Annotated in this window: 20 protein-coding genes; 5 read left to right on the top strand and 15 right to left on the bottom strand. The window is 60.6% G+C overall.

The annotated features are described in order from the left end of the window. Nucleotides 1-46: 46 nt before the first annotated feature. From HDF16_RS14235 to yajC, 5 genes are all read right to left on the bottom strand, one after another. Nucleotides 47-790, bottom strand: coding sequence for a MotA/TolQ/ExbB proton channel family protein (locus HDF16_RS14235; protein WP_184217739.1), 744 nt, complete (start codon nucleotides 788-790; stop codon nucleotides 47-49). Between the two features lie 131 nt (nucleotides 791-921). After that, entirely contained in the window at nucleotides 922-1,653 is a 732-nt protein-coding gene (locus tag HDF16_RS14230; RefSeq protein ID WP_184217737.1) for an energy transducer TonB, read from the bottom strand. A gap of 359 nt (nucleotides 1,654-2,012) precedes the next feature. Next, nucleotides 2,013-2,972: a protein translocase subunit SecF gene (secF, locus tag HDF16_RS14225; protein ID WP_184217735.1), complete on the bottom strand. Its 960-nt coding sequence runs from the start codon at nucleotides 2,970-2,972 to the stop codon at nucleotides 2,013-2,015. A 228-nt stretch (nucleotides 2,973-3,200) separates the two neighbouring features. Continuing rightward, nucleotides 3,201-4,796 carry a protein translocase subunit SecD gene (secD, locus tag HDF16_RS14220; protein WP_184219131.1) on the bottom strand — a complete coding sequence of 532 codons (1,596 nt, stop codon included), beginning with the start codon at nucleotides 4,794-4,796 and terminating at the stop codon, nucleotides 3,201-3,203. A gap of 228 nt (nucleotides 4,797-5,024) precedes the next feature. Continuing rightward, entirely contained in the window at nucleotides 5,025-5,336 is a 312-nt protein-coding gene (gene yajC / locus HDF16_RS14215; RefSeq protein ID WP_184217733.1) for a preprotein translocase subunit YajC, read from the bottom strand. Nucleotides 5,337-5,655: 319 nt separating this feature from the next. On the opposite strand from yajC, the gene HDF16_RS14210 reads away from it, so the two are divergent. After that, nucleotides 5,656-6,156, top strand: a complete 501-nt coding sequence (locus HDF16_RS14210) for a heme-degrading domain-containing protein (RefSeq protein WP_184217731.1) — start codon at nucleotides 5,656-5,658, stop codon at nucleotides 6,154-6,156. A 272-nt stretch (nucleotides 6,157-6,428) separates the two neighbouring features. Here the strand turns inward: HDF16_RS14210 and tgt are convergent, their stop codons facing one another. From tgt to HDF16_RS14180, 6 genes are all read right to left on the bottom strand, one after another. Beyond that, complete coding sequence (tgt, locus tag HDF16_RS14205; RefSeq protein ID WP_184217729.1) at nucleotides 6,429-7,559, bottom strand: tRNA guanosine(34) transglycosylase Tgt; 1,131 nt, start codon at nucleotides 7,557-7,559, stop codon at nucleotides 6,429-6,431. A gap of 36 nt (nucleotides 7,560-7,595) precedes the next feature. Next, the gene (locus HDF16_RS14200) at nucleotides 7,596-8,534 is read right to left on the bottom strand and encodes a GlxA family transcriptional regulator (protein WP_184217727.1); all 939 of its coding nucleotides are present in this window, start codon (nucleotides 8,532-8,534) and stop codon (nucleotides 7,596-7,598) included. Nucleotides 8,535-8,595: 61 nt separating this feature from the next. Next, the gene (locus HDF16_RS14195; protein WP_184217725.1) at nucleotides 8,596-9,264 is read right to left on the bottom strand and encodes an HD domain-containing protein; all 669 of its coding nucleotides are present in this window, start codon (nucleotides 9,262-9,264) and stop codon (nucleotides 8,596-8,598) included. A gap of 209 nt (nucleotides 9,265-9,473) precedes the next feature. Beyond that, nucleotides 9,474-9,857 (bottom strand): nuclear transport factor 2 family protein, encoded by a 384-nt coding sequence (locus HDF16_RS14190; RefSeq protein WP_184217723.1) that lies wholly within the window; start codon nucleotides 9,855-9,857, stop codon nucleotides 9,474-9,476. A gap of 3 nt (nucleotides 9,858-9,860) precedes the next feature. Beyond that, a complete protein-coding gene (locus HDF16_RS14185) occupies nucleotides 9,861-10,268 on the bottom strand; it encodes a hypothetical protein (RefSeq protein ID WP_184217721.1) in 408 nt (135 codons plus the stop codon). A 295-nt stretch (nucleotides 10,269-10,563) separates the two neighbouring features. Continuing rightward, nucleotides 10,564-12,168, bottom strand: coding sequence for a methyl-accepting chemotaxis protein (locus HDF16_RS14180; protein WP_184217719.1), 1,605 nt, complete (start codon nucleotides 12,166-12,168; stop codon nucleotides 10,564-10,566). A 373-nt stretch (nucleotides 12,169-12,541) separates the two neighbouring features. Between HDF16_RS14180 and mltG the strand changes: the two genes are divergently transcribed. The 3 genes from mltG (at nucleotide 12,542) to HDF16_RS14165 (ending at nucleotide 16,796) form a co-directional block, all read left to right on the top strand. After that, complete coding sequence (gene mltG, locus HDF16_RS14175) at nucleotides 12,542-13,513, top strand: endolytic transglycosylase MltG (RefSeq protein ID WP_184217717.1); 972 nt, start codon at nucleotides 12,542-12,544, stop codon at nucleotides 13,511-13,513. A 596-nt stretch (nucleotides 13,514-14,109) separates the two neighbouring features. After that, on the top strand, nucleotides 14,110-14,814 hold the full coding sequence (locus HDF16_RS14170) for a hypothetical protein (protein ID WP_184217715.1): 705 nt from the start codon (nucleotides 14,110-14,112) through the stop codon (nucleotides 14,812-14,814). A gap of 5 nt (nucleotides 14,815-14,819) precedes the next feature. Next, the gene (locus tag HDF16_RS14165) at nucleotides 14,820-16,796 is read left to right on the top strand and encodes a putative bifunctional diguanylate cyclase/phosphodiesterase (protein ID WP_184219128.1); all 1,977 of its coding nucleotides are present in this window, start codon (nucleotides 14,820-14,822) and stop codon (nucleotides 16,794-16,796) included. Between the two features lie 310 nt (nucleotides 16,797-17,106). On the opposite strand, the gene HDF16_RS14160 is transcribed toward HDF16_RS14165, so the two are convergent. Further along, the gene (locus tag HDF16_RS14160) at nucleotides 17,107-17,586 is read right to left on the bottom strand and encodes a DinB family protein (protein ID WP_184217714.1); all 480 of its coding nucleotides are present in this window, start codon (nucleotides 17,584-17,586) and stop codon (nucleotides 17,107-17,109) included. Between the two features lie 156 nt (nucleotides 17,587-17,742). Between HDF16_RS14160 and HDF16_RS14155 the strand changes: the two genes are divergently transcribed. Beyond that, nucleotides 17,743-18,708: a helix-turn-helix transcriptional regulator gene (locus HDF16_RS14155; RefSeq protein ID WP_184217712.1), complete on the top strand. Its 966-nt coding sequence runs from the start codon at nucleotides 17,743-17,745 to the stop codon at nucleotides 18,706-18,708. A gap of 226 nt (nucleotides 18,709-18,934) precedes the next feature. Here the strand turns inward: HDF16_RS14155 and HDF16_RS14150 are convergent, their stop codons facing one another. From HDF16_RS14150 to HDF16_RS14140, 3 genes are all read right to left on the bottom strand, one after another. Beyond that, nucleotides 18,935-20,674 carry a coagulation factor 5/8 type domain-containing protein gene (locus HDF16_RS14150; protein ID WP_184217710.1) on the bottom strand — a complete coding sequence of 580 codons (1,740 nt, stop codon included), beginning with the start codon at nucleotides 20,672-20,674 and terminating at the stop codon, nucleotides 18,935-18,937. Between the two features lie 229 nt (nucleotides 20,675-20,903). Next, nucleotides 20,904-22,595, bottom strand: coding sequence for a CRTAC1 family protein (locus tag HDF16_RS14145; RefSeq protein WP_246409107.1), 1,692 nt, complete (start codon nucleotides 22,593-22,595; stop codon nucleotides 20,904-20,906). Next, complete coding sequence (locus HDF16_RS14140) at nucleotides 22,579-23,826, bottom strand: tetratricopeptide repeat protein (RefSeq protein ID WP_184217708.1); 1,248 nt, start codon at nucleotides 23,824-23,826, stop codon at nucleotides 22,579-22,581. The genes HDF16_RS14145 and HDF16_RS14140 overlap by 17 nt, the downstream gene beginning before the upstream one ends. Nucleotides 23,827-23,830 lie beyond the last annotated feature (4 nt).

The raw sequence follows: 23,830 nt of genomic DNA, 5'->3' as shown, positions 1-23,830 counted from the left end.
CCCAAACCTCGCGCCCGGAGAGACGCCCCTGCAAGATACTTCAGGATTAGTGGCCGCTCTGCTTGATGAAGTAGTCCACCAGCTCGGACGAGCTGTTGTCCATCTCGACGTCGAACGCTTCAACCTTGTTGGTGAAGTAGTTGAACGTCATAACGGCCGGGATCGCAACCAGCAGACCGAAAGCGGTCGTAACCAGAGCTTCCGAGATACCGCCGGCAACCGCGCCGATACCCGAGGTCTTCGACGATGCGATCGACTGGAACGCCTGGAGAATACCAAGCACCGTGCCGAGCAGGCCGACGAACGGAGCCGTCGATCCAACCGTTGCAAGACCACCAAGACCACGCTTCAGCTTTGCGTGAACGATCGCTTCCGAGCGCTCAAGGGCGCGCTTCGAGCTCTCAATCTGGGCCTCGGTGATGCTTCCACCCGAACCGAAGCTGCGGAACTCCTGCAGGCCAGCGGTGACAACTTCTGCGAGGTGCGACTTCTTGCTGCGATCGGCAACCTTGATCGCCTCGTCCAGACGGCCATCCTTCAGCGCGCCGGCAACCTTCGGAGCAAACTCACGCGACTGCTTGCGTGCTGCCGAGTAGTAGAGGTAGCGATCGATGATCACAGCCAGCGAGTAGATCGACATAATGAAGAGGATGACGACGATCGAAAGAGCGTCCCACTTCATGTGCGAGATCATGCCTACGAGGCTGAAGCTCGGAGCTTCGGCTTCCTGGAAGAAGGCGGCGAGGACGTGGGGAGCGTGTGCGAAGTTTGCGAGATGAGCGAGAATCACTGGAATCTTTCCTCCGGATTTGGACCCTGACCTGCCAGGGTGTTGCTAAATCAAGTTCAATGCGTACTCCCCGCTTCAAAGGCGACAGGAAGCCCAACAAAATCTGCTCCGCCTGCGAGGGCGGTTAGGTTCTAGCCGCCACCAAAGTTGAAGTTCACCGTAATCTGCGTGTCCACCTCGGTCGGCTCGCCGTTCAACAGATACGGCTTGTACCGCCAGGTGCGAACCGCGTCGAGAGCGCTGGCGCGCAGCATCTCAGGTCCGCTGATTACCTGCAGGTTGTCGATCGTGCCACCCTTCGAGATCACAGCGTGAAGGACGACGGCACCCGATACGTGGGCAGCCTTGGCGATCGGAGGATAGACGGGAGTCGAGCCGGAGAGCTTGTTACCGGCGATCACACCACCCGATACGCGGGTCGGTCCCTTGGGGGGGGCAACCTTGACGACCGGAGCAGGAGCCGTTCCAATGCCGCCCATCACGCCGCCGAAAGCTCCGGCGGGCGATCCCATACCGCTGCCCATACCGGCAACGCTGCTGGTCGGCGGAGGCGCAGCCTCAACGACTTTGTTGATGTCCTTCGGAATCTTGGTGGGGGCATGGAAGCCGGTATCCACCTGCACCTTGACCACCATCGGCTTGATCACAGCAGCCGGCGGCGGGGGCGGAGGAGGCGGTGGTGGCGGAGGAGGCGCGGACAACATCGCCGTCATCGTGCCCTTCGGCAGGGCGTCAGGGTATAGCAGCGGGATCAGGATAATGACGCCAACGATAGCGGCATTGAATCCAAACGTCGCAATCATCCAATACTTGGACTTTGACTTGATCTTTCCGCCGGACTCCATCAATGAATCTTCAAACATGGGCGACCTCTTCCGGTGTTGAGAGCTTTTTCAGCTATCTCTTACTTGGACACCGAGGGTGCAAAAATTGTTCCCGCAGTGGGAAAGTCGATGAAATTGTGGAAAACTTTACAATCCCACCGAAGGGTCAGCTCTGCAGAAATCGTCGCCCGACAAAAAAGGGCACAGCCGAAGCCATGCCCTTATCTTTGTGCCGCTACATCTACCTTTTCCTCCTTCGACGGAGTTGAAGGTTCTGCTTCTCAGTGGACGACCATTCGCCGGAACCCGCAAGGAAGCAGCAGGGAGTAGTAGCTTCACCCCGCAGTTCCCGACTCTGCCACCAAAAGGGGCTTTAGCCCCCGGGGCTCTTCCGTCCCTTAAGCCTTAACCCGCTTAGCCGGCAAAACCGCCTGCTTACCCTGCTTCAGTCGCCAATCCTGGTAAGCCACCAGCATCGGAGCAGCCACCGCAATCGATGAGTACGTTCCAATCAAAATTCCCACCACCAGCGCGAACGAGAACCCATGCAGCACCTCGCCGCCAAACAGATACAGCGACAGCACCGTCAGGAACGTCAGCCCCGAAGCAATAACAGTTCGCGAAAGCGTCTGGTTGATGCTCCGGTTCACCACATCGGCAAGATTCTCCCGCCGCGTCGTCGCCAGGTTCTCGCGAATCCGATCGAACACCACGATCGTGTCGTTCATCGAGTAACCGATCAGCGTCAGGATCGCCGCAATCACCGTCAGCGTAATCTCCTGGTTGATCAGACTGAACGCGCCAACCGTGATCAGCGTGTCATGGAACACCGCTGCCACCGCCGCCACACCATAGATCAGCTCAAACCGGAACCACAGGTACACCAGCATTCCCAGCAGCGAGTAGCCCGTCGCAAACCACGCCTGACTCTGCAACTGCTTGCCCGCCGTCGGCCCGACAATCTCCACCTGCTGCACAGAAAACCCGGAGTCGTGATAGTTCGAGCTCAGCGCCGCCAGCACCTGCTCGCGCCCGGCATCGTGGTTCGCGTCCAGGCTCGCCGACTCCGGCAGACCGATCACTTCTTCGTTGCCGGACTTACCCTGAATGTCGCTGATCTGTGTAATCTTCGTTCCACGAATTCCAGCAGCGTCCATCGCCGCCCGGATGTGGTCCTCATTCGGCGTCGTGTCGAACTTCACATACACAAGCGTCCCGCCCTTGAAGTCCACGCCCTTCGGAATCCCATGCCAGAACAGCATGCTCAGCACGCCCGCCACGGAGAAGATCAGCGAGAATCCCAGGAAGTACCACTTCTTGCCCAGCCAGTCGATATTTGCGTCGCGAAACAGTTCCACAGTCCTAAACCTCGTCGGAGCCTCAGCCCCGCAATCTTTCTCACTATCTACAGAAGAACCGTCATCCTGAGCGGAGTCCGTCGCGCTCTTTGCGACGGACGGAGTCGAAGGACCCCGACGCTTCCAACCCCGCCAAAATCGCCCGGAGCTTTCTCCCAACAAAATCCAGCTAAAGCCGTGTGCCCCATTCATCGCAGCCTTATCGCGATGGGTGGGTCCGCCACAAACCTAAATCGAAAGCACCGCGTTCCGATCCTTGTTCTTCAACTCCGAATCAAAGATCACCCGCGACACCAGCACCGCAGTAAAGATATTCGCCAGCAAACCAATGGTCAGCGTCACGGCAAACCCCTTCACCGGCCCGGTTCCGAACAGGAACAGAATCGCCGCCGAAACGATCGTCGTCACGTGGGTATCCACAATCGTCACCCACGCATGCTTGAACCCTTCCTGCACCGCCATCGCCGCCGTCTTGCCGTTGCGCAGTTCTTCGCGAATGCGCTCGAAGATCAACACGTTCGAGTCGACGCCCATACCAATGGTCAGGATCACGCCAGCAATTCCCGGCAGAGTCAGGGTCGCATGGCTGTAGCCGAGGAATCCTAGGAGGATGACCAGGTTCAGAACCAGAGCCAGGTCTGCGTTGATGCCGGCGCCACGGTAGTACACCAGCATGAACGCCATCACTACCAGCATCCCGATAATCGCGGCCATCACGCCCTGCCGGATCGACGCCGCGCCCAGACTTGCCCCAACCGTCCGTGTCTCAAGATAGGTGATCGACGCCGGTAGCGATCCCGTCCGCAGCAACATGGAAAGGTCTTTCGCCTGGTCCGAGGTAAAGCCTCCGGTGATCCGACCGGTATCCCGAATCGCAGACTGGATCGTCGCTACCTCTTTCACCTTGTTGTCCAGAATGATCGCCATCTGGCCAGTGCCCTTGTGCTCGTCCGTAAACTTGTAGAATCGGTCGCCCGCTGCGGTTGTCAGGTTGAAGGTAATGTCGGGCCGCGCATTCTCATCCTGCGAGGGCTGCGCGTCACGGAAGTCCGTACCTGCCACCACGCTCACCCGCTTCAGCATCCACACCTGGTCTCCCGTTCCCGGCGCGCCAATGCCATGCACCAGCATCGAGTCCGGAGGCAACCCAGTAGGATTTGCGGTCATGGCCTCCTGATCGGTCGGATACGGGCCGCCCGTCACCTCGTGAATCTCGAGCCGCGCCGTCGACTGAATAATGTCCTGTACGTGCCCTGGATCTTCAACGCCAGGCAGCTCGACCAGAATCTCATTGTCGCCCAGGCCGTACTTCTCGATCACCGGCTCGCTCACACCCAGCTTGTCGATACGGTCCCGGATCGTCTCAATCGACTGGTCCAGCGCCCGCGTCTCAAGATCGCGAATCGCGCCGACCTTCATCGTTAGGCTCTGCGAACCGTCCGCGTTGTTCGTCACGTCATAGGTCGCATAGTTTCCGTTATTAAAGACGCCACGAGCATCGCCCTGCTTGGCTGGCGCAATCCCCGACACATGGATCGTCTCCGGATGCGCCGGATCAAGCTTAGTCACCATCGCACCGGTCACTCCAGCCTTGGTCAGGTCATCCTGCAGCTGCGCCACAGCCTTGTCCGTATCGTGCGACAGGGCCTCGGCCACCTGTACCTGCAGCACCAGGTGTGTTCCGCCCTGCAGGTCCAGCCCAAGGTGAATGTTGCGCGCCAGTGCCGCCTTCAGCCCGCCCTTCGGAATCCCAATGATCCCGTAAACCGACACCAGCAGCACTGCAACGATGAAGATAATCCGATTGCGAAGACTCTTACCCATGATCTCGAATGCCACACTCTCTAAAGAAGTACTGCCCTGCGATTCTTCTAAACCTTGTCATCCTTCGCCGAAGGCGGAGGATCTGCTTCTCAAACTCTGTGCCCCATTCATCGCGCCTTTGTCTCACGCGATGAGTGGGTCTCGCCACAACTACCGGGTGCCCCACCCATGGCTCGCCTTTGGCCATGGGTGGGTCCGCCACAAACCCGCCTTACTCACAACAAAATCCTAAGCAGCCTCATCCGTAGTAACCGCCGCAATCGCGCTCTTCACAAACTCGAGCTTCACACCATCCGGCTGCACGCGAACGATGACGACGTCATCTTTAACCGTCAGAACCTTACCCCGGATCCCACCGTTGGTGGTCACCGTATCGCCGCTCTTCAACTGGCCCAGCATCTCCTGCCACTTCTTCTGCTTCTTCTGGTTCGGCACGATCATCAAAAAGTACATCACGCCGAAGAACAGGATTGGCAAAGCCAACCCGCCCAGATTTCCCAAACCAAAACCGCCCAATCCATCAAGCCACATCGCCAACATCAAAGAGAACTCCAGTCCTGCCCAAAACAGGGAACGCTAAAAAGCCGCCGCCCGGCGCGCTTCCCGAAGAAAGCTCGAAGAGGCGGTCAGCGGCTAGCGGAACACATAATGATCGCACCTGAAGGCCATCAGTGCCAAGCCTAAGCTGCGCCACAAAGTCGGGTGCCCCATCTTCGCGACGGCTTCATCGTCGATAAGGTGGGCCTTCGTGCGAGGCGCGCCACGAACCTGGGTGCCCCACCCATGGCTCGCCTTTGGCCATGGGTGGGTCTGCCACCACACCCTCCCGTCACCCTCATGCGCTAAACTCTCCCACACCATGTCCATAGCATCCGACCGCGCCCAGATTGCCCTCCAGGAAAAAGAACTCGTCTTCCCCAGCTTCGACAATGAAACCGCCTGGGCCCTCGGCAACTCCCTCCGCGCCCTCGCCGAAACCCGTAAGCACCCTGTAGTCATCGACATCCGCAAGTTCGGCGACCCCGACCAGCAGATCTTCTTCACCTCCCTGCCCGGCACCACCCCGGACAACGCCCGCTGGGTCCTCCGCAAATCCCGCATCGTCGCCCGCTTCCACCGCAGCTCCTACGCCGCCGGCCTCTATTTAGAGGAGCAGGGAACCACCTTCGCCGCCAAATACTCGCTCCCCGACGAGGACTACGCCACCCACGGAGGCGCCTTCCCCATCACCATCTCCGGAACCGGTGTCATCGGCGCCGTCACCGTCTCCGGCCTCCCCCAGCGTCAGGACCACGAGCTGGTCATCGAAGCCCTCTGCACCCACCTGAACCTAGACCACGCCACCTACAAACTGCCCTAGCAACATTCGCGCGAACCACGAAGCGCGAAGTACGAACGCTCTCTTATCCCTACCCAAAAACTCCGTCATCCTGAGCGAAGGCACTCGCAGTATCACCGCGAGTGCCGCAGTCGAAGGACCTGCATCACCCCCAAACACCGCCACAACCGCTCGAACCTTTCTACCGACGCTGCCCTCGTTCCCCCTCACCCAACCCCGCAGCCCCGCCTGCAAATCCGTTCCCCATTCATCGCGCCGTTGTCTCACGCGATGAGTGGGTCCGCCACAGAACCTCACCCCGCCAACTCCCCCCGAACCCTCTCCATCGTGTCCAGATAAAACGCCAAGTTATGAATTGAATTCAACACCGCACTCAACGCCTCCCCACTCGAATAAAGGTGCCTCAAATAAGCCCGTGTATACCGCGCACACACTCTGCACGTACACGACTCATCGATAGGCCGCTGATCTTCCGCATACTCCTTCTTCTTGATATTCATCCGCACGACCGTTGAAGACCCCGGCTCCCGCATAAACAACAATCCATGCCGAGCCGCCCGAGTAGGCAACACGCAGTCCATCATGTCCACGCCCATCTTCCCGTACTCTTCAATCTCGTCCGGATACCCGACACCCATCACATACACCGGCTTGTCTTTGGGAAGGACTTCAAGCGTCCGCGCAATCATCTCCCGAGTCACCTCCCTCGGCTCGCCCACCGCCAGCCCGCCAATCGCATACCCGGGAAACTCCATCTCCACCAGCCGCTCGGCAGACTCCTTACGCAGGTCCGCATACATCCCACCCTGCACAATCCCAAACAAATTCTGCGTCTGCCCCCCACGCTCCTCAAACCAAGGCACACGATGCTTCTCCGCCTCGAACCTCTCCTTCGACCGCGCCGCCCACGCATGAGTCAGCCCCATCGACTGCTTCGTCCGCTCCCACGTAGCCGGCGTCTCCACACACTCATCGAAGACCATCGCAACATCCGCCCCCAGCGCAATCTGCACGTCCATCGAGTGCTCCGGCGAGAAGAAGTGCTTGCTCCCATCGAGATGCGACCGAAACTCCACGCCCTCATCAGAGATCTTCCTCAGCTTGCTCAGACTGAACACCTGGAACCCGCCCGAATCAGTCAGCATAGGGCGGTCCCAGCCCATAAACTTGTGCACCCCACCCATCCGTCTTACAAGTTCATGACCGGGGCGGAGGTAAAGGTGATACGTATTCGCCAGAATAATCCGCGCCCCCACACCACTAGCGCCATTCGTCTCCAGCACATCCTGCGGCACGGCCTTCACCGTAGCCGCCGTCCCCACCGGCATAAACACCGGCGTCTGCACATCCCCATGCGGCAGCGACAACACCCCACGCCGCCCACCACCATCACTCGTCTTCAAAACCTCGAACTTCAAACCCATCTCTAAAGTGTACGAGGCGCACCTGAGCGGCATCGACTACCGCTTGAACCGCTTCGTGTACTCCCCGGGCGTAATCCCGATCACCCGCTGAAACACGCGCCGCATGGAATCGGGCGACCCGAATCCGCACGCATCCGCAATCTCTTTCAGCCCCATGGCGGAACTGTCGATCATCTGCTGCGCAGCCTCGACGCGTGCCCGGTCAACCAACTGTCCCGGATTCAGCTTCGTCTCGCGCAGGCATACCCTCGAGAAGTTGCGGGCACTCATCCCCATCCTTTCCGCCAGCGTCTCCACAGAAAGGTCCGCCTTCAGATTCTCCAGCATATAAACCTGCAACTCGCGCAAGGGATCAGAGCGGACCGCCTGATGCGAAAGCATGTGGCTATACTGCGACTGCCCGCCCGGTCGGACCAGGAACATCACCAACTGCCGAGCCACCGCCAAGGCCGTCTGGTGCCCGTGGTCTTCCTCGACCAGCGCAAGACTCAGGTCGATTCCCGCAGTGATCCCCGCTGAGGTATAGATCTGCCCATCCCTCAGAAATATGGGATCGCGATGCACGTCGACCTTAGGAAACTCTCGCGCAAGCTGATCGCAATGCTTCCAGTGCGTCACAGCCTTCTTGCCATCGAGCAGACCAGCAGCCGCAAGCAGAAACGCACCCGTGCAGATGGCCGCAACCCGCCGCGATCGCGCCGCCGCGTCGGCGATCCAATCCAGATAGGCGTCGTCGTACTCGCCACTCTCCGCTCCCGGCCCGCCCGCTATGACCAGCGTATCGATCCTGCCAGTGATGTCACTATGTGGCACAGCGCCCGCAAGACTGAGTCCCCGGCTCGTCAACAGTCCGTGTGAGCCATCGAAGCTCACCAGGTCTACCTGATAGTCCGGGACGTTCGAGAACACTTCAATCGGCCCGGCCACATCGAGAATCTGGACCGGAGCCGGACCGCTGACAACCACCCTTCGCATGCTGCCATTCTAGGCGTGGCCGTCTTCAACGTTCCGGGAAGATCCAGCTCCGATCACCCCATCAAGCCTTCCAGCGAGATCCCCGGATAACATCGCAGAAGTTACCGCGCGAAAACTGCGGGTCCTTGTCCGCGAGCACATCGGCTTTAACATTCCCAAACGTCGTCTCGGGCTTCTTGTGGATTCCGTCGTAGAACGCCTGGAGGATGTCCTCCTTGAAATGCTCCGAGCGCGGATAGGCCGCAACAACAGCCTCTCGAACCTCGTCGGTGAATTGGGAGTAGGTCAGACCCAGCACATCCATCTCCACCCCTGCGGTCACCAGGGCCACCACCGGCTGCATATATTGCGGAATTCCCGGAGTCGTGTGAAGCGCGATCGCGGTCCACACCGTATCGAGGTTCTCCTTCGCGATGCCTCTCGTCTTCAGAAACTCCCGCGCAGCGTTTGCGCCATCCACCTCGAAGCGGTCCGTGCTGCTGCTGTGACTTGGCATCAGGCCCACATCGTGGAACATCGCCCCCGCGTAAAGCAGCTCCGCATCGAACTTCAGCCCGCGCTGCTTGCCCGCAATGGCTCCGAAGTAATACACCCGGCTGGAGTGGTTGAAGAGAAGCTCATTCTCTGTGTCGCGAATAAACTCTGTGATCTCGCGCGCCAGCTTCGTCTCGGGAATCTGGACATCGGCGATCGACTTCCCTGAAATCTCTGCTACTGATGGAACCGTCATACCCTACCTCCTGTGAGGTCTCTCACAAGATCCACCCTAGGCCGGCGCAAACGGAATCGCCATGACAGAACTCCGTCAAATTCGGACATTGCCCTGGGCGGATACATACAGATACAGCCGGGTGCCCCACCCATGACTCGCCCTTGGTCATGGGTGGGTCTTCGAAGCGGAACGCTCTCTACCGATCCAGACCCACTCTGCCTCAGTGATTACCCCATCCTCCCCACCCACTCCCGCCGCCACTCCGGAGCCTCAAACCCCTCCGCAAAGTACTGCGTCTCATGCACCACCTTACCGTCGCGAAACTCCATGATGCTCACCGTATAAGCCGGCTTGCCCTGGTAGACGATGGTGTACTCCGTAACCCAAACGTCGCCTCGCCCAACGATCCGCCTCACCTCGAACCCCGACGGCTTCCCCGGATGATGTCCCCGCAACGCCTGCAAATTTTTACGCCCGAAGATCCGCTCGCCCGACTGCGGATAATCGCACACCGCATCGTCAGCATAGATCGCATGCTCCGCCTCTAGATCCCCACTCGCCGAAGCCCGCCAATGCGCCTCCAGAGCCGCCCGTATCTCTTCCTCGCCCATACGTCACTCCCCGTTCCTGATTCCGTTTCTGCATAGCGCCCCGCCCGCCAAAGCCGCAGGAACACTCAGAACCGCAGTCAGTGTCCATTGCACCCGCGAAGCATGGTTCCCCTCCGGCGAAAACATCGCCGCAACCGTAAGCCCCGCCTGAATCACCCCCAGCACCGCCGCATGCGTCATCGGAGATCGCCGCGCAATCCGCGCCGCAACATACCCTCCGGCAGCCACGCAGACAAAGCCATATGCAAACATCACAGCCCGTGCCCACAGGTTCGTCCGCAGCGCCTCCGCATTCGGCAGGGCATGGGGAAACGCCCGGAGCAGCAGGAGATTCAGCACCGCCTCGATCGCAAACGACGCCACCGTCAACACGACGGTTCCAGCAAGGATCGACAACACGCTGCGAACCATAGAAGGACCTCGAGCCTGAAAGTCTTGAGCGGAGCCTGATCTTTTCCCGCCCATTTTATCCCGCAGACACGTCTTGGCCGCAACGGCTCAGACCGCGCTCGCGCTTCATTTTCCACCTGAATGGTTGCCGCTTCGTGAAGGAACAAGGGCAGCGCTGCAAAGGTTCCTTCTCAATGGAGAATGCGATGCTTCGTCTAACCCCATTCCTGCTCTTCAACGGAGACTGTGCGGAAGGAGTGCTTCGGTAGTTCCCGGAAACACTCCTTCCGCCAGATCGGTAAGCCAGTTCGAAAAGCTAGAAACTGCTAAAGCTGTCCTCCATCGGAAAGCTCGCTTCGGCCGAAGCCTGCGACTTCGATCCGCCCTGGTGAAGCTTGCCGGAGAACGATGCAGCGACACGCTTTGCCGGTTTCGCCCTGCTTACATTCGAGCGAATGAGGCTCGGACGAGCCGATCGACTTGAGCCCAGGCTCGAGTCCAACGTAGCCCCGACCATCTCATTCAGGCGTGCCGTCAGCTCCTTCATGGACTCCGACTGCGCGTTCAACTCCTCCGCCGCAGCCGCGCTCTCTTCCGCGCTCGCTGCCGTAGTCTGGGTCACGTTTTCCATCTGGGAGAGCGCCCTGCCAATCTGTGCGATACCGGCGGATTGCTCCTGGCTTCCGTGACTCACCTCGTCGACGAGCGTGCTCAGGCTGGTGAACTCTCCCGAGATACGGTGTATGGAAGTCACCACTCCAACCAGCTTCGTCTTCCCAGCCTGCGACTTCACAACGGAGTCCTCAATCAGGCTCGCCGTGTCCTTGGCGGCCTGCGCACTGCGTTGTGCGAGGCTGCGTACCTCGTCGGCAACCACCGCGAAACCCATACCCGCTTCGCCCGCGCGGGCCGCCTCAACAGCGGCATTCAAAGCCAGGATGTTTGTCTGGAAGGCGATCTCATCGATGATCTTGATGATCTTTGCGATCTTGCCGCTTGAGTCGTTGATCCCGTCCATGGCAGCCATCATCTCGGCAAGCTCACGGTTTGTGTTGACGAACTCGACCTTGGACTCGCCTACCAGCGTGGCCATGGCACCTGCATTCTCATTGTTCTTATGCGCCATCGAATTGATCTCCTCAGCGGAGGCAGAAGTCTCTTCGAGGCTTGCTGCCTGCTGCGACGATCCCTGCGCCAGCGACTGGCTCGAGGACGACACCTGCGACGATGCCGATGCGATCTGCTCCGCTCCCTCCGAAAGTTCGATCACAGTTCGCGTGAGAGCGTCATTGATGCCGCGCACGATGTAGATGACCACTGCGCCCATGCCAAGCGACAGAAGCACCATGATCCCGACCAGCCACACGCTGAACGTCACAGTAGAAGCGCTTGCCGCAGCCGCCTCCTCTACCTGCTCGGTCGCGACCTTCCGTAAGGCATCAACCGACGCCTGGGACGCCTTCGACATGGGCAATAGCGTGCCGCCTTGCAGGGCTGCGGCGGCAGCCCCGTCGCCCGAACGCGCCAGCGCATAGAGCTTGTCGTGGGCCTCGATTCTCTGCGCGTACTGCGCCGTCATCTCGTCGATGATCTGTCTGTCTTTGTCACTCGTCGCCAGTTCCTTCTCCGCTTTCAGCAGGTCCTGGCGGTGGCTCGCATCCTCAAGGAAATCGGCATGGTACTGGTCAACCTTGGCTGCGTCCTTTAAAAGTGTCCGGACGATGATGCCGCGCTCGGAAGAGAGCATCTCGCTGCTGAGTGTTCCCATCTCGCCCGCAATCTCAAGCCGGCGTGTACTGGCGGCGCTGACCTTGACCTGGTCGCCGATACGTGTGATCGAGACCCAGGCGGTAACGCCCAGGATCAGTGTGAATACAAGTGCCGCGCCGAAGGCGGCATAAAGCTTCCTGCTAAGAGTCATGACTTCGCCTTCCATCCAAATGGACGATTTTTTGTGATATCGATATCTAAATTGCGAACCGCAAGCCTGTAGATCCGGCTTGTGACGTCTGCGGAAAGTTACTCGGTTCGCAGTCACGGAGGAGGGCTCAGGTTGGATGTCCCGCGTTGTCAGTAAGGACAAGATACCTGCAAATCCCAGTAAGATGATGAATAGGAACAGCTTAGCGTCTGCAACTTCCTGGTTAGACCAGTGCCCGGCCTACGCAAAATCGCAATCGTGACGATTTTTTCGACGTCATCAGATAGCGTCGCGAGTCCTGGCCCCATAGCAGGAGGTGAAGAGTCGTAGGCACGCTCCGCTCTAAAATAGGCGAGACGGAGGCCATCCACCTTTGAAGTTCCTAGCCACGCTCTTCCTCCTCGCCGTCATCGCCGCTGCCGCCTTCGCGTATCTCTTCTATCTCCCCTTCGGTCCCTCCACCGAAACCTTCATCGACATCGCCACGGGCACCTCCGGCACCGCCATCGGACAGCAGCTTGCCCGCTCCGGCGTCATCCGCAGCCCCTACGCCTTCGACCTCATGCGCGCCCAGAAGGGGGGCACCCTCAAGGCCGGCGAGTATCGCTTTGACCACCCCGCCCCGCTCGCCGAGGTCTACGCCCGCCTCATCAAGGGCGACGTCTACACCCGCACCGTTACCATCCCCGAAGGCTTCAACCTCTTCGACATCTCCCAGGCCGTCGAAACCGCGGGCCTTGGCACCAGGGCCGACTTCCTCGCCGCCGCCCGCCAGCACACTGAGCTGATCTCTAGCTACGATCCCAAAGCAAGGTCCCTCGAAGGCTATCTCTTCCCCGACACCTACCACTTCTCCCGCCGCGCTACGCCCCTGCAAATGCTCTCCACTATGGTCCGCCGCTTCCGGCAGCAGGCCGCCCTGCTAGGCCTCAACCCCGCCCACGCCGCCACCACCGTCATCCTCGCCTCACTCGTCGAGAAAGAAGTCAGCCAGCCCTCCGAGCGTCCACTCGTCGCCAGCGTCTTCCTCAACCGCCTCGCAAAGTCCATGCCGCTCCAGACCGACCCCACTGTCATCTACGCCGCCCTGCTTGAAAACCGCTACCGAGGCACCATCTACGCCTCCGACCTGCAATCGCAATCCCCCTACAACACCTATCGCCACTCCGGCCTGCCTCCCGGCCCCATCTGCAGCCCCGGCGTAGCCGCCCTCCGCGCCGCCATCTCCCCCGCAAAGTCCGACTTCCTCTACTTCGTCTCCGACGCCAACGGCCACAGCCGATTCGCCACCACCCTCAAAGACCACGCCGCCAACGTCACGCAGTACCGCGCCGCAAAGCACTAGCGGCACCGCAGTCCGGTCCCATCCCTCGCGCAATACCCGTCGCCCACACCGAACGCCGGGTGCCCACCCATGGCTCGCACTTGGCCATGGGTGGGTCCGCCACAAACCTCCCGGGACCCTATGAGCCACCTCCCTAACTCGGGCCCGACACCCGGAGTAGCAGCGGTCTTCACCCCGCGGTAATCACAGCCCTCAACGGAACGGGGCTTCAGCCCCGGAGCACCCCGCCACAGCTCCCTCCAGACACACGTCACCTCGACCAAAGCATTGCCGAGACACCGCATTTTTCATCGAGTAAACATCCCCCTCTACCACCTCCCCCAATCCGTTGTCTCCTTGCAACTTGCGCGGGATATCCCTCCGGCCCGTTTCCAGAAAAAGTAGTGTCAGTTACATGACGGTGCCGCTGCCTTGGGAAAAGAGTCCTACGCTCCCGAAGTGTGTCCGGCGGGGCATCTCTCATGAGAACAAATTGTTTGCCGATGGAATGAGACAAGAGAAGGCAAGCTGCGCGATGTTGCGCTGACACAGCTCTCTATCCGCAGTGGCGAACCTGACCTCTAAAGCGTTTGCGAAAGCTCCGCAGGAGATAGGAAATGTTCGACCAAGACCGCCTACGGGCCGACAGTATCCGGGCACACACCCAGCGCTTCCTGCCGCTGATACTCGCCCTGTGGCTCCTCGCCCTGGTGCCAGCCGGCAGAAAGCTTATGGCCTTTGAGTGGACCACCGGCGCAACCGGCCTTACTCCCACGCACTTGACCGGCCCCATCTCCAACGGTCTCTCTCAAAACGAGGGCCACTCCGCGCTCCTCGTCGTCGCCATCCATCCCCTCTGCAGCTGCACCCGCGCCACCCTCAAGGAACTCGAAGACGCCGCTCCCAACTGGAAGCAGCCCTATCGGACCACCTTCCTCATCTACAAGTCGAAACCCCAGCCAGACACCATCACACCAGCGTCAGATTTCGACTGGCACCACGCCGCCTATATCCGCGATGCCCAGAAAGCCTTGAACGCCGAAGTCGTCGACGACCTCAACGGCGAACAGGCCGCAAAGCTCGGCGCTCTCACCTCCGGCGAAGTCCTCCTCTACTCCGCGCCCGACCAGCACGGCTCCCGCCACCTCGTCTTCTCAGGCGGAGTCACCGCAGGTCGCGGCATGGAAGGCGAAAACACCGGCATCGCCACGCTCTCCCAGGCCCTCAACGCCGCCTTCACCCAGCCCGGAGCCCACGCTCCCGTATACGGCTGCGGCCTCGCGGCACTCTCAAATTCAACCCCACGAGGTCTCGCCAAGTGAGCTCCATGATGCCGCCGGAAGGTAATCCTTCCACCGACGAGCAGATCATCTTCCAGCAGGAGTACCAGCGCGTCTGCCAGCGCACCGATCGCCTCATCGCACTCGCCATGTGCCTGCAGTGGCCCGCCGTCGTCCTCGCCGCCTTCTTCATCAGCCCGCGCACCTGGAACGGAAACGTTGGCGTGCTCCATCCTCACATCACCGCGGCTATATGGCTCGGCGGCCTGATCACCGTTCTCCCTGTCCTCCTGTCCTATCTCCACCCGGGCAAGCGCTCCACCCGTCACGCCATCGCCGCCTGTCAGATGCTGATGTCCGCCCTCATCATCCACATCACCGGCGGCCGCATCGAAAGCCACTTCCACGTCTTCGGCTCACTCGCCTTCCTCGCCTTCTATCTCGATTGGCAGATCATCATCACCGCCACCGTCGTCACCCTGCTCGATCACCTCCTCATGGGCCTCTACGCCCCCGAGCTCATCTTCGGCTCGTCCATCGGCAGCGAATGGCGCCTCCTCGAGCACGTTCTCTGGGTCGTCTTCTGCGATGCCTTCCTCATCACCTCCTGCATTCAGAGCCTCCGCGGCCTCAGGGAAGCAGCCCATCGCGACGCCGAGCAGAAGGTCCTTATCCACCACGCCTATCACGATGCCCTCACCGGCATGGGCAACCGCCTGCTCGCCCACCAGGAACTCACAACCCTTCTCGAGACTCCCTCCAGCAGGACCGGCTTCGCTCTCCTCGCCATCGACCTCGACCGATTCAAGGAAGTCAACGACAGCTTCGGCCACAAGGTCGGCGACGACCTCCTCATCCAGGTAGGCGAGCGCCTCCGGCCCCTCATTCGTAGGAAGGACACCCTCGTCCGCATGGGCGGCGACGAGTTCGTCGTCATCCTCGAGAACTGTCCCGATGAGGCCGAAGCTGCCGCCATCGCCGGTCGCATCCTCGAAAGCGTCAACATGCCCTTCTACATCGGCAGCCACGTCGTCGGCGTCGGTGCCAGCATCGGCATCTGCCTCTATCCCACCGGCGCAGGCGACGTCAGCGAACTCTTCCACCACGCCGACCTGGCCCTGTACAAGGTCAAAGAGCGCGGCCGCAACGACTACTTCTTCTTCGACGAAGAGATGCGCGCCGAAGTCATGCGCCAGCTCCAGTTCGAGGACCGTGTTCGCCTCGCCGTGCATGACGGCCTCTTCACCGTTCACTACCAGCCCATCGTCAACTCGGAGGGCACCCTCATCGGCTTCGAAGCCCTACTGCGCTGGACCGATCCCGTCCTCGGCGTGGTCCCGCCAAACGCCTTCATCCCCGTCGCGGAGCGTTGTGGCCTCATCGTTCCCCTTGGCAAATGGGTGCTCGAACAGGCATGTCTCGAAGCCGCGGGCTGGCAGTCCTCTGCGGGCGGCGGCGTAAAGATCTCCGTCAACGTCTCGCCCGTTCAACTCACCAGCCCGGACTTCGTCACCATCGTCACCGAGACCCTTGCGAACACCGGCCTTCGTCCCGAGCTCCTCGACCTCGAACTCACGGAGTCCGTCCTCGTCGAACACGGAGGCCGTTCCGCCGAGGCCATGCAACAGCTTCGCGCGCTCGGCGTCCGCCTCTCCATCGACGACTTCGGCACCGGCTACAGCTCCCTCAGCTACCTCCGCGACCTTCCCGTCCACCGCCTCAAGATAGATCGCTCCTTCGTCCGCGACATCGTCCACTCTGAAGCCGGCCGCGCGCTCATCGAGAGCATGATCGAGATGGGCCGAACCCTCAAGCTCCAGGTCCTCGCCGAAGGTGTCGAGACCGCTGAACAGTTCGAGATCCTCCGCGCCGCCGGCTGCGACGAGATCCAGGGCTTCATCACCTCGAAGGCAATCCCCGCAGCCCAGGCTCAAGGCATGGTCGACCACCGCAGGCTGCTTTCATCCGGACAGCGCGCAGTAGCAGCCAAATCCGCCGGCGAAAAAGAAGTCGTCGCAGCCTAAACCAAACACATCATCGCCACCGAACCGGGTGCCCCATCCATGACAAGCCGTTGGTCATGGGTGGGACATTCGTGCGAAGCACGAACCGCTCTCCTCCCACCCTCAACAACCGTCATCCTGAGCGAAGCGTCGTGCAGTTTCATCGCACGATGCTTAGTCGAAGGACCTGCATCTCCGCTCGCCCCGCCACAGCCGCCCGAGGCTTTCAGCCACCGATACGAACGAACGTCATCTCGGCCGAAGCGACGGACAGCTTCACCGTCCGTCGCACAATCGATAGACCCCGCACTTCGCCCTCTAGAACAACCCACTACCGCTCCCAAAAATGCGGTGGCTCAATCCCCAACGCCCGCAGATAAACATACCCCTCCCCGCGATGGTGGATCTCGTTATCAATCGCATACTGAATGACTGCCAACCCCGACATCTCCCACTGCCCAAACGCCTTATCCACCGCCTGAAACCGCTCCTCCGGAATCGTCGGAAACTTCTCGTTCAGCCCCACGGTCTGAGCATCCCAGAGCTCCAATAGCTCGCTCTTCGAAGCCGGCTTCCCCGCATGAAACGAAGCCCACTTACCCGTGGCCACGCCCTCAACCGTAGGCACTGCCATTCCAATGATCTCGAGCGCCATCTGCCCGAAGCTCCGCATTCCACCCAACGAAAACTCAAACAACTTGTCCTCAGGAAACGCCTCGATCGTCTTGCGCGTAAGCCGTCTATGGCCCTGCCAGTTTTCGAGCAGGACTTCCGCTGTGATCACATTCGTCACCGTCATTTCGCTTGTCATTTGTTCTTCTCCGTAGCCGTTCTGGCTTACTGTCAGAGTACGAACCATTCCCGACAGCCTATGTCGTAGATCGCAAGCAAAATAGCTATTGTCTTTGTTTGTCATTTCCGAAGGGAATCTGCTTTTCCATCACTCGCCGCCTCATAAGGACACCCGATGCACGACCCCATCACACGCGTCTTCACCGTCCTCGAGATCATGCAGGGCCGCGACCGCGTCAGTGGAGCCGAGCTAGCCCAGCGCCTCAACGTCGATCTCCGCACCGTCCAGCGCGACATCGTCCGCCTGAAGGACCTCAACATTCCCATCGACTCCTCCCCCGGAGTAGGCGGTGCCTATCGCCTGCGTCCCGGCTTCCGGCTCCCGCCTCTCGTCTTCACCAACGAAGAAGCCTTCGCCCTGGCCCTCGGCCTCCGAGCCCTCCATCAGGTCGGCCTGGCCGCCTTCGCTCCCGCCACCGAGGGCGCTCTCGCCAAACTAGGTCGCGTCCTCCCCGAAGCCCTTCGTGAGAGCATCCGCGCCATCGAAGAAGTAGTCGCCATCGAACCCGGCCCCTGGGTCGTCCCCACCTCCGTCGAATCGCTCATCGCGACCGCCTCCGCCATCCGCACCTGCCACCGCCTTAGCTTCATCTATGAAGCCCACAGCAAGACCATCTCCACCCGCGAGATCGAACCCTACGGCCTCATGCACGGCGACGGCCGCTGGTACCTCATCGGCCACTGCACCGAGCGCCAGGCCATGCGCACCTTCCGCCTCGACCGCGCCACCCAGCTAAAGATCTGCCCCGACACCTTCCATCCCCCAGCCGGCTTCAACGCCCGCGAATACCTCGCAAAGAACATGCCCTTCGCTCAATCCGACTATCAGATCGACGTCTGGATCGACATGCCCCCCGAAGAAGCCGTTCGCACCTTCTCCGTCTGGCGCATCGCCACCGAACCCCACAACGGCGGCACCCGCCTACGCTGTGGCCGCGACCGCCTGGAGATGTTCGCAGCCATGCTGCTAAGCACCGGCCGCCGAATCATCGTCGACACGCCCCCCGAACTCCGCGACACCTTCCGCCAGCTAGCCCTACAAGCCACCCAAGCCGCCAACACCCCCGGCCCAACGCAATAGATCCAACCACCAAACCGGGTGCCCCATCCATGACAAGCCTTTGGTCATGGGTGGGACATTCGTGCGCAGCACGAACCGCTCTCCTTCCCACACCCAACAAACCGTCATCCTGAGCGAAGCATCGTGCAGCTTCATCGCACGATGCGCAGTCGAAGGACCTGCATCTCCGCCCACCCACCCCAACCGCCTGAAGCTCTCAGCCGCGAAACCACAAACCCGAACGCCACTACCTCACCGGATACTCCCCCAACCGCGGATCAACCCGAGGCTTCCTCGTAGTAGCCGCATCCCCAGTCCCATTGATGATGTGCGTGATCTCCCCCTTATCATCCAGAGCCACCGTCACCATGTGATGGAACCGCACCCCATCACGCTCCGGCGCCTCAAACGCCCGGCTCAACATCACATCAGGATGCCGAAACACGCTATAAGCCCCCAGCCCCCAGGCCTCATGCTCCTTCACGCCATCCGCTACCTTGTACGAAGCCCACCCATCCACACCCTTTCCACTCGTCCACGCAGCCTGCGTAGGCGGATCATAAGGAATCTCCGACTGATAAAAGTAAGTCCGCCCCCGCTCCCCATTCCAAAGCACCTGATACTTCTGGTGATGCTCCACAAACAATCCATAGATCGTCACATCATCGCCATCCACAGTCAGCCCGTTGTCGCTAAGGTTCTTATCCCAGCCAACACCCGCGCCATGGTCCGCCCGCCAGATCCACGTATGGTCCACCAGCACTTCGTTGCTCTCGATCACCAGGTTCGACTTCGTCCTCCCAACCCCCGCCCCGCCATCCCGAAAGAAGATATCGCTCAACGAGGTCGGATCCTCACGATGCGACCTTGATCCATGCCCCTCACCCACCCGCAGCAGCGAAGGCGAAATCATCTCGCCCGCATCGAACAGCAAACCGCTCACGATGATCCCATCCTCATCCCCAAGCACCAGCGCCTCGGTCCCACGCGTAGGCCGCAGCGTAGCAAACCCCAGCCCCAGCACCACCGTATCCTTGCGCTCCACCCGGAGCGGCTCGCTCAAGTCATATGTCCCCGGCGTCAACAGCAGATGCTTCCCGGCATGTAGCGCCGCATTCATCGTCGCCGCCGTGTCACTCTCCGGCTTCGCAATATAGAAGCTCGCAAGCGGCACATCCCGCCCCGCCGTCGCTCCACCCTTCCAACTCACACCGCTCGAGTTCCGCGCCACCGCCGGCACCCGCACCGCCCATCGCCCATGCCCGTCGCTCATCAGGAACGGCTTCTCCCGCGCCACCGGCGTCTCCGCGATCTTCGTATACGCAGGCTTAGGCCACTCTCCCGCCGGAGCCTCCGGCACGCCCACAAACACCATGTTCCAGTTCGATCCCGTCCAACTCTTCCACTCAGAGTTTCTCGAGATCCACTGCTGCTGCGGCCCCGAATCCACAACCCCATCCACGACCGTGTCCGACATCCAACCGCCGCTAGCCCATCCGTTCTGATGCAGCGCCATATCCCCGCTCACATGCATCCGCCGAAACGACACCGCCTGCGACACCGCCCACCGCAGCTTCCCACTCTCCGGCGTCACATGAATCCCCTCCGCCGACCGCCAGAAAGTAGTCGTCGCATTGTTATGCTCCGACGCCGCATCGGAGTACAGACTCCCCGTAATATGCACCGCATCTGGCGTCCCCCCAACCCCCGCCACCTGCGTATAGAACCCCACCGGCACATTCAACTTGTACTCACCCGGCATCAGCAGAAACGCATACCGCCCCTTACCGAACTCGCTATGCTGCTGCTCCGCATACACCGCATCAATCTTCGCCTGCATCTCCGCCACAGCCATCCCCGGCTTGAAAACATACACATGCGGCCCAAAGTCCGGGGCCTTCTGCGCTTGAACTCCATGGACGAGTCCCACCGCAAGTACAGCGACAGCGACAGAACGAGAGAACGAAACAAACTGGAAGCGAAGCATCAATGTATACCCCTGTGATAACTAAAACTTGGATTAGAACTCGTCATCTCAACCGAAGCCACGCAGTCTTATCGCGTGGCGTAATGGAGAGACCCCGCATTTGCCTTTCATCGGAGTAGCGCGGGCTTTAGCCCGCGGTAAGCACCCCCTCCAACCACACAGGGCTTTAGCCCCGGCGGGTGCCCCACCCATGGCTCGCCTTTGGCCATGGGTGGGTCCGCCACGAACCTCACCGCAACCCCTCACCCTCCTTCAACCGATAAAACCGATCCGCCACTACACCCACAAACCTCTGCTCCAAACCATCCGGCCACTTCACCACCACACCATCTATCAAAAAAGAATCCCCCAACCCAAAGTGCAGCCTCAGATCGCTCTGCGACAAGTAACTCCCCCCGCTCAAAACCTCTGCCATCTGCTGCGTTTTACCGATCCGAACCGTCACCGTCGCATTCAAAGCGAGCCGGTTCGACTTCGTCCCTTCAAGCTGAAAGCTCACCCAATGGTTCCCCTTAGGGGGATTCGTCTGCAACACCATCGGCTCCCCGGTAAGGTTCTCGACCACGACATTCAACCGTCCTGTGTTGAACAAATCCCCCACCGCCAACCCGCGGCTAACCTGCCGCACCTGTAGCGCAGGAAAGCTCACATCCCGAAACGTCCCATCCCCGTTGTTCCAAAACAACAGCTTCGGCTCCTTGTAAGAGGTCGCCAGCTTCGCGTTATCCACCTGCGGATACACATGTCCATTCACCACCATCAAATCCAGCAGCCCCCGATTCGCCGTATCCAGAAACGCATCTCCCCATCCCACATAGGGCAGCGTCGACTTCGCAATCCCCGCGCCATGCGCCACGTCGGTGAAGTTCATCCCACCCTCATTGCGATACAGCACCGCATAGTCCTCGCTGAAGTGCGTGATCGCAATGCTCTGCCGCCCCGTCCGCATGTAGTCCCCAATCGCGACGCCCATGTTGGCCTGCTCCTGGCCGTTCTCACTCAAAGCAATCCCCGCGTCCGCCCCAATCTCCTTGAACTTGCCTGCACCTTCGTTCCGATAGAGAAAGTTCGGCTCGCCATCATTCGCCACAAACAGATCTAGCTTCCCATCGCCATCAAAGTCCGACCACACCGCCTGCATCCCGAAGAACTTCTGCGGGTCATTCACCCCCGCCACCACACTCACCTCGGTAAACGTCCCATCACCATTGTTCCGATACAACGTATCCGGAGCGCCCTTCAACCCACGCGGTCCGCACTGCACTGGCACCTCGTGATACATGCAGGTCTTCTGCGACCCAGGTGCCGGCAGATGTTCGAGATCGAGATCGACATAGTGCGGCACGAACAGGTCGACAAACCCATCACCGTCATAGTCCCCAAACGCGACCCCCGTAGCCCAGCCCTTATCGATATCTAGCCCAGCCTTCTTCGTCACATCCGTGAACGTCCCATCACGGTTGTTCCGATACAGCACCACGCCACCAAAGCAGCTCACCGCCAGGTCCGGCCAGCCATCGTTGTCGATGTCCCCCACCGCCGCGCCCATGGCCCAGCAAGGATTCGCCACACCCGCCTTTTCGCTCACATCCGTAAACGTCCCATCGTGATTGTTGCGATACAGCGAGCTTCGAGCTTTCGTACCCGCCTGCGCCATCGCCACACTAGGAGCATTGGTGAAGTAGATATCCAGCCACCCATCGCCATCGAAGTCCAGCAGAGCCACGCCCCCGCTCATCGACTCCACAATGAACTTCTGGTCCGGGCTCGCAAGATGATTGAAGTGAATCCCCGTCGACGCCGTAATATCCGTCATCGCCGCCGCATCAAGCGTCTTAGTCTGCGCGAACCCGCACCGCATCGCCGATGCCGTAAGCACCATCGCCACACAGATCCGCATGAACTCAGTTCTTTGCGTCATCGCTCTTCATGCCGCCCGGCGAGTTCCTCAGCGAGTCATACACCCCGCGCAGCTTCTCTCGAGTAGCCTTCAGCTTCTCGTACTCCGCCACCTCACGCTTCGCATCCTCGGGCCTATGCAGCCGCCGATAAAGCGCACTCAGCCGATAGTGCGCCAGCACATTCGTCGGATCGGCCTTGATCACTCCCAGCAACAACGGCAGCGCCGCATCCGTCTTTCCCGTCTCCACCAACTCATGCGCCATCCCGATCGCCGCATCCGCACTCTCCGGCTGCAACGCCAGCGCGTCTTGATACCGCTTCATCGCCGCCGCATGATCGCCCTTGTCCGCCGCCAAATCCCCCAGCCGAGTCAGCGCCTTGTCATCGCGCGGATTGTCCTTCAACGCCAGCTCATACTGCCCCTGCGCCTCGGCCTTCTCCGCCGGTGCAGTCGACGCCACCAGCAGCTCCGCCAGCTCAAAGTGCGCCCCCGGCAGATGCGGATCAGCCGCCACCGCCGCCCGCAGATTCGTCAACGCCGCCGCATTGTCCCTCGCCTTCACCAGCTCATGCGCAATCGCCTGGTGCATCTGCGCGCTCTCCGGTCCCGCCAGCGACAGGTCCAGCAACGCCTCCCCCGCCAGGTCCGTGTACACGCGATAAGCCGCATACAGCACCTCCGCATCCGCAGGCATAGTCGCCTTCAACTGAGCTACGGCACTGGCGGCGGCAGGCAGATCATTCGCCGCCGTATCCATCTCCACCAGCTCCAACCCCGCCTGCTTGCGAACCTTGTCCTCGGTCAATCCCGGCAGCGCCGCCGCCAGGTCACTTCGAGCCGCAGCCACATCCCCCGCCCGACGCTCGCTGAATCCCAGCAACGCCTGCAGCTTCGCCTGCTGCGGAGCCAGCGCCACCGCCGCCTTCAAATGCGGTATCGCCTCTTGATACTGTCCATCGAAGTAAAGCAGCACCCCCAGGTTCGCCTGAGCATCCAGGTTCCCCGGCTCTGCCTCCGCCACAATGGCGAACTCCTTCCGAGCCAGCTCCGGCTGCCGCTGCTGCAGATACTCCCGAGCCCTCCGCTCATGTTCCGCAACGCCAGCACCCCGTGCCGAATCCTGTGCCCCATTCATCGCGGCCGTATCGCGATGAGTGGGTCCACCCGAACCGACCTGTCCGGACAAAGCACACGAAGGCACCATCCAGAAACACCCAGCTAAAGCGAGATAGCCACAGACACCGTTCATAACA

Origin of the sequence: Granulicella aggregans (assembly GCF_014203275.1) — a bacterium.
Taxonomy (GTDB): domain Bacteria; phylum Acidobacteriota; class Terriglobia; order Terriglobales; family Acidobacteriaceae; genus Edaphobacter.
Note: the sequence above shows the minus strand (reverse complement) of the source record. Positions and strands in the feature narration are given on the sequence as shown.

Coding starts and splice junctions, on each gene's coding strand:
- tgt (WP_184217729.1), bottom strand. CDS start 7,559: ATGGGTTTGAAGTTCGAGGTTTTGAAGACGAGTGATGGTGGTGGGCGG.
- HDF16_RS14140 (WP_184217708.1), bottom strand. CDS start 23,826: ATGAACGGTGTCTGTGGCTATCTCGCTTTAGCTGGGTGTTTCTGGATG.
- yajC (WP_184217733.1), bottom strand. CDS start 5,336: ATGTTGGCGATGTGGCTTGATGGATTGGGCGGTTTTGGTTTGGGAAAT.
- HDF16_RS14180 (WP_184217719.1), bottom strand. CDS start 12,168: ATGACTCTTAGCAGGAAGCTTTATGCCGCCTTCGGCGCGGCACTTGTA.
- HDF16_RS14230 (WP_184217737.1), bottom strand. CDS start 1,653: ATGTTTGAAGATTCATTGATGGAGTCCGGCGGAAAGATCAAGTCAAAG.
- HDF16_RS14200 (WP_184217727.1), bottom strand. CDS start 8,534: ATGCGAAGGGTGGTTGTCAGCGGTCCGGCTCCGGTCCAGATTCTCGAT.
- HDF16_RS14145 (WP_246409107.1), bottom strand. CDS start 22,595: ATGACGCAAAGAACTGAGTTCATGCGGATCTGTGTGGCGATGGTGCTT.
- HDF16_RS14165 (WP_184219128.1), top strand. CDS start 14,820: ATGATGCCGCCGGAAGGTAATCCTTCCACCGACGAGCAGATCATCTTC.
- HDF16_RS14160 (WP_184217714.1), bottom strand. CDS start 17,586: ATGACAAGCGAAATGACGGTGACGAATGTGATCACAGCGGAAGTCCTG.
- HDF16_RS14185 (WP_184217721.1), bottom strand. CDS start 10,268: ATGGTTCGCAGCGTGTTGTCGATCCTTGCTGGAACCGTCGTGTTGACG.
- HDF16_RS14210 (WP_184217731.1), top strand. CDS start 5,656: ATGTCCATAGCATCCGACCGCGCCCAGATTGCCCTCCAGGAAAAAGAA.
- HDF16_RS14150 (WP_184217710.1), bottom strand. CDS start 20,674: ATGCTTCGCTTCCAGTTTGTTTCGTTCTCTCGTTCTGTCGCTGTCGCT.
- HDF16_RS14190 (WP_184217723.1), bottom strand. CDS start 9,857: ATGGGCGAGGAAGAGATACGGGCGGCTCTGGAGGCGCATTGGCGGGCT.
- secD (WP_184219131.1), bottom strand. CDS start 4,796: ATGGGTAAGAGTCTTCGCAATCGGATTATCTTCATCGTTGCAGTGCTG.
- HDF16_RS14155 (WP_184217712.1), top strand. CDS start 17,743: ATGCACGACCCCATCACACGCGTCTTCACCGTCCTCGAGATCATGCAG.
- HDF16_RS14195 (WP_184217725.1), bottom strand. CDS start 9,264: ATGACGGTTCCATCAGTAGCAGAGATTTCAGGGAAGTCGATCGCCGAT.
- HDF16_RS14170 (WP_184217715.1), top strand. CDS start 14,110: ATGTTCGACCAAGACCGCCTACGGGCCGACAGTATCCGGGCACACACC.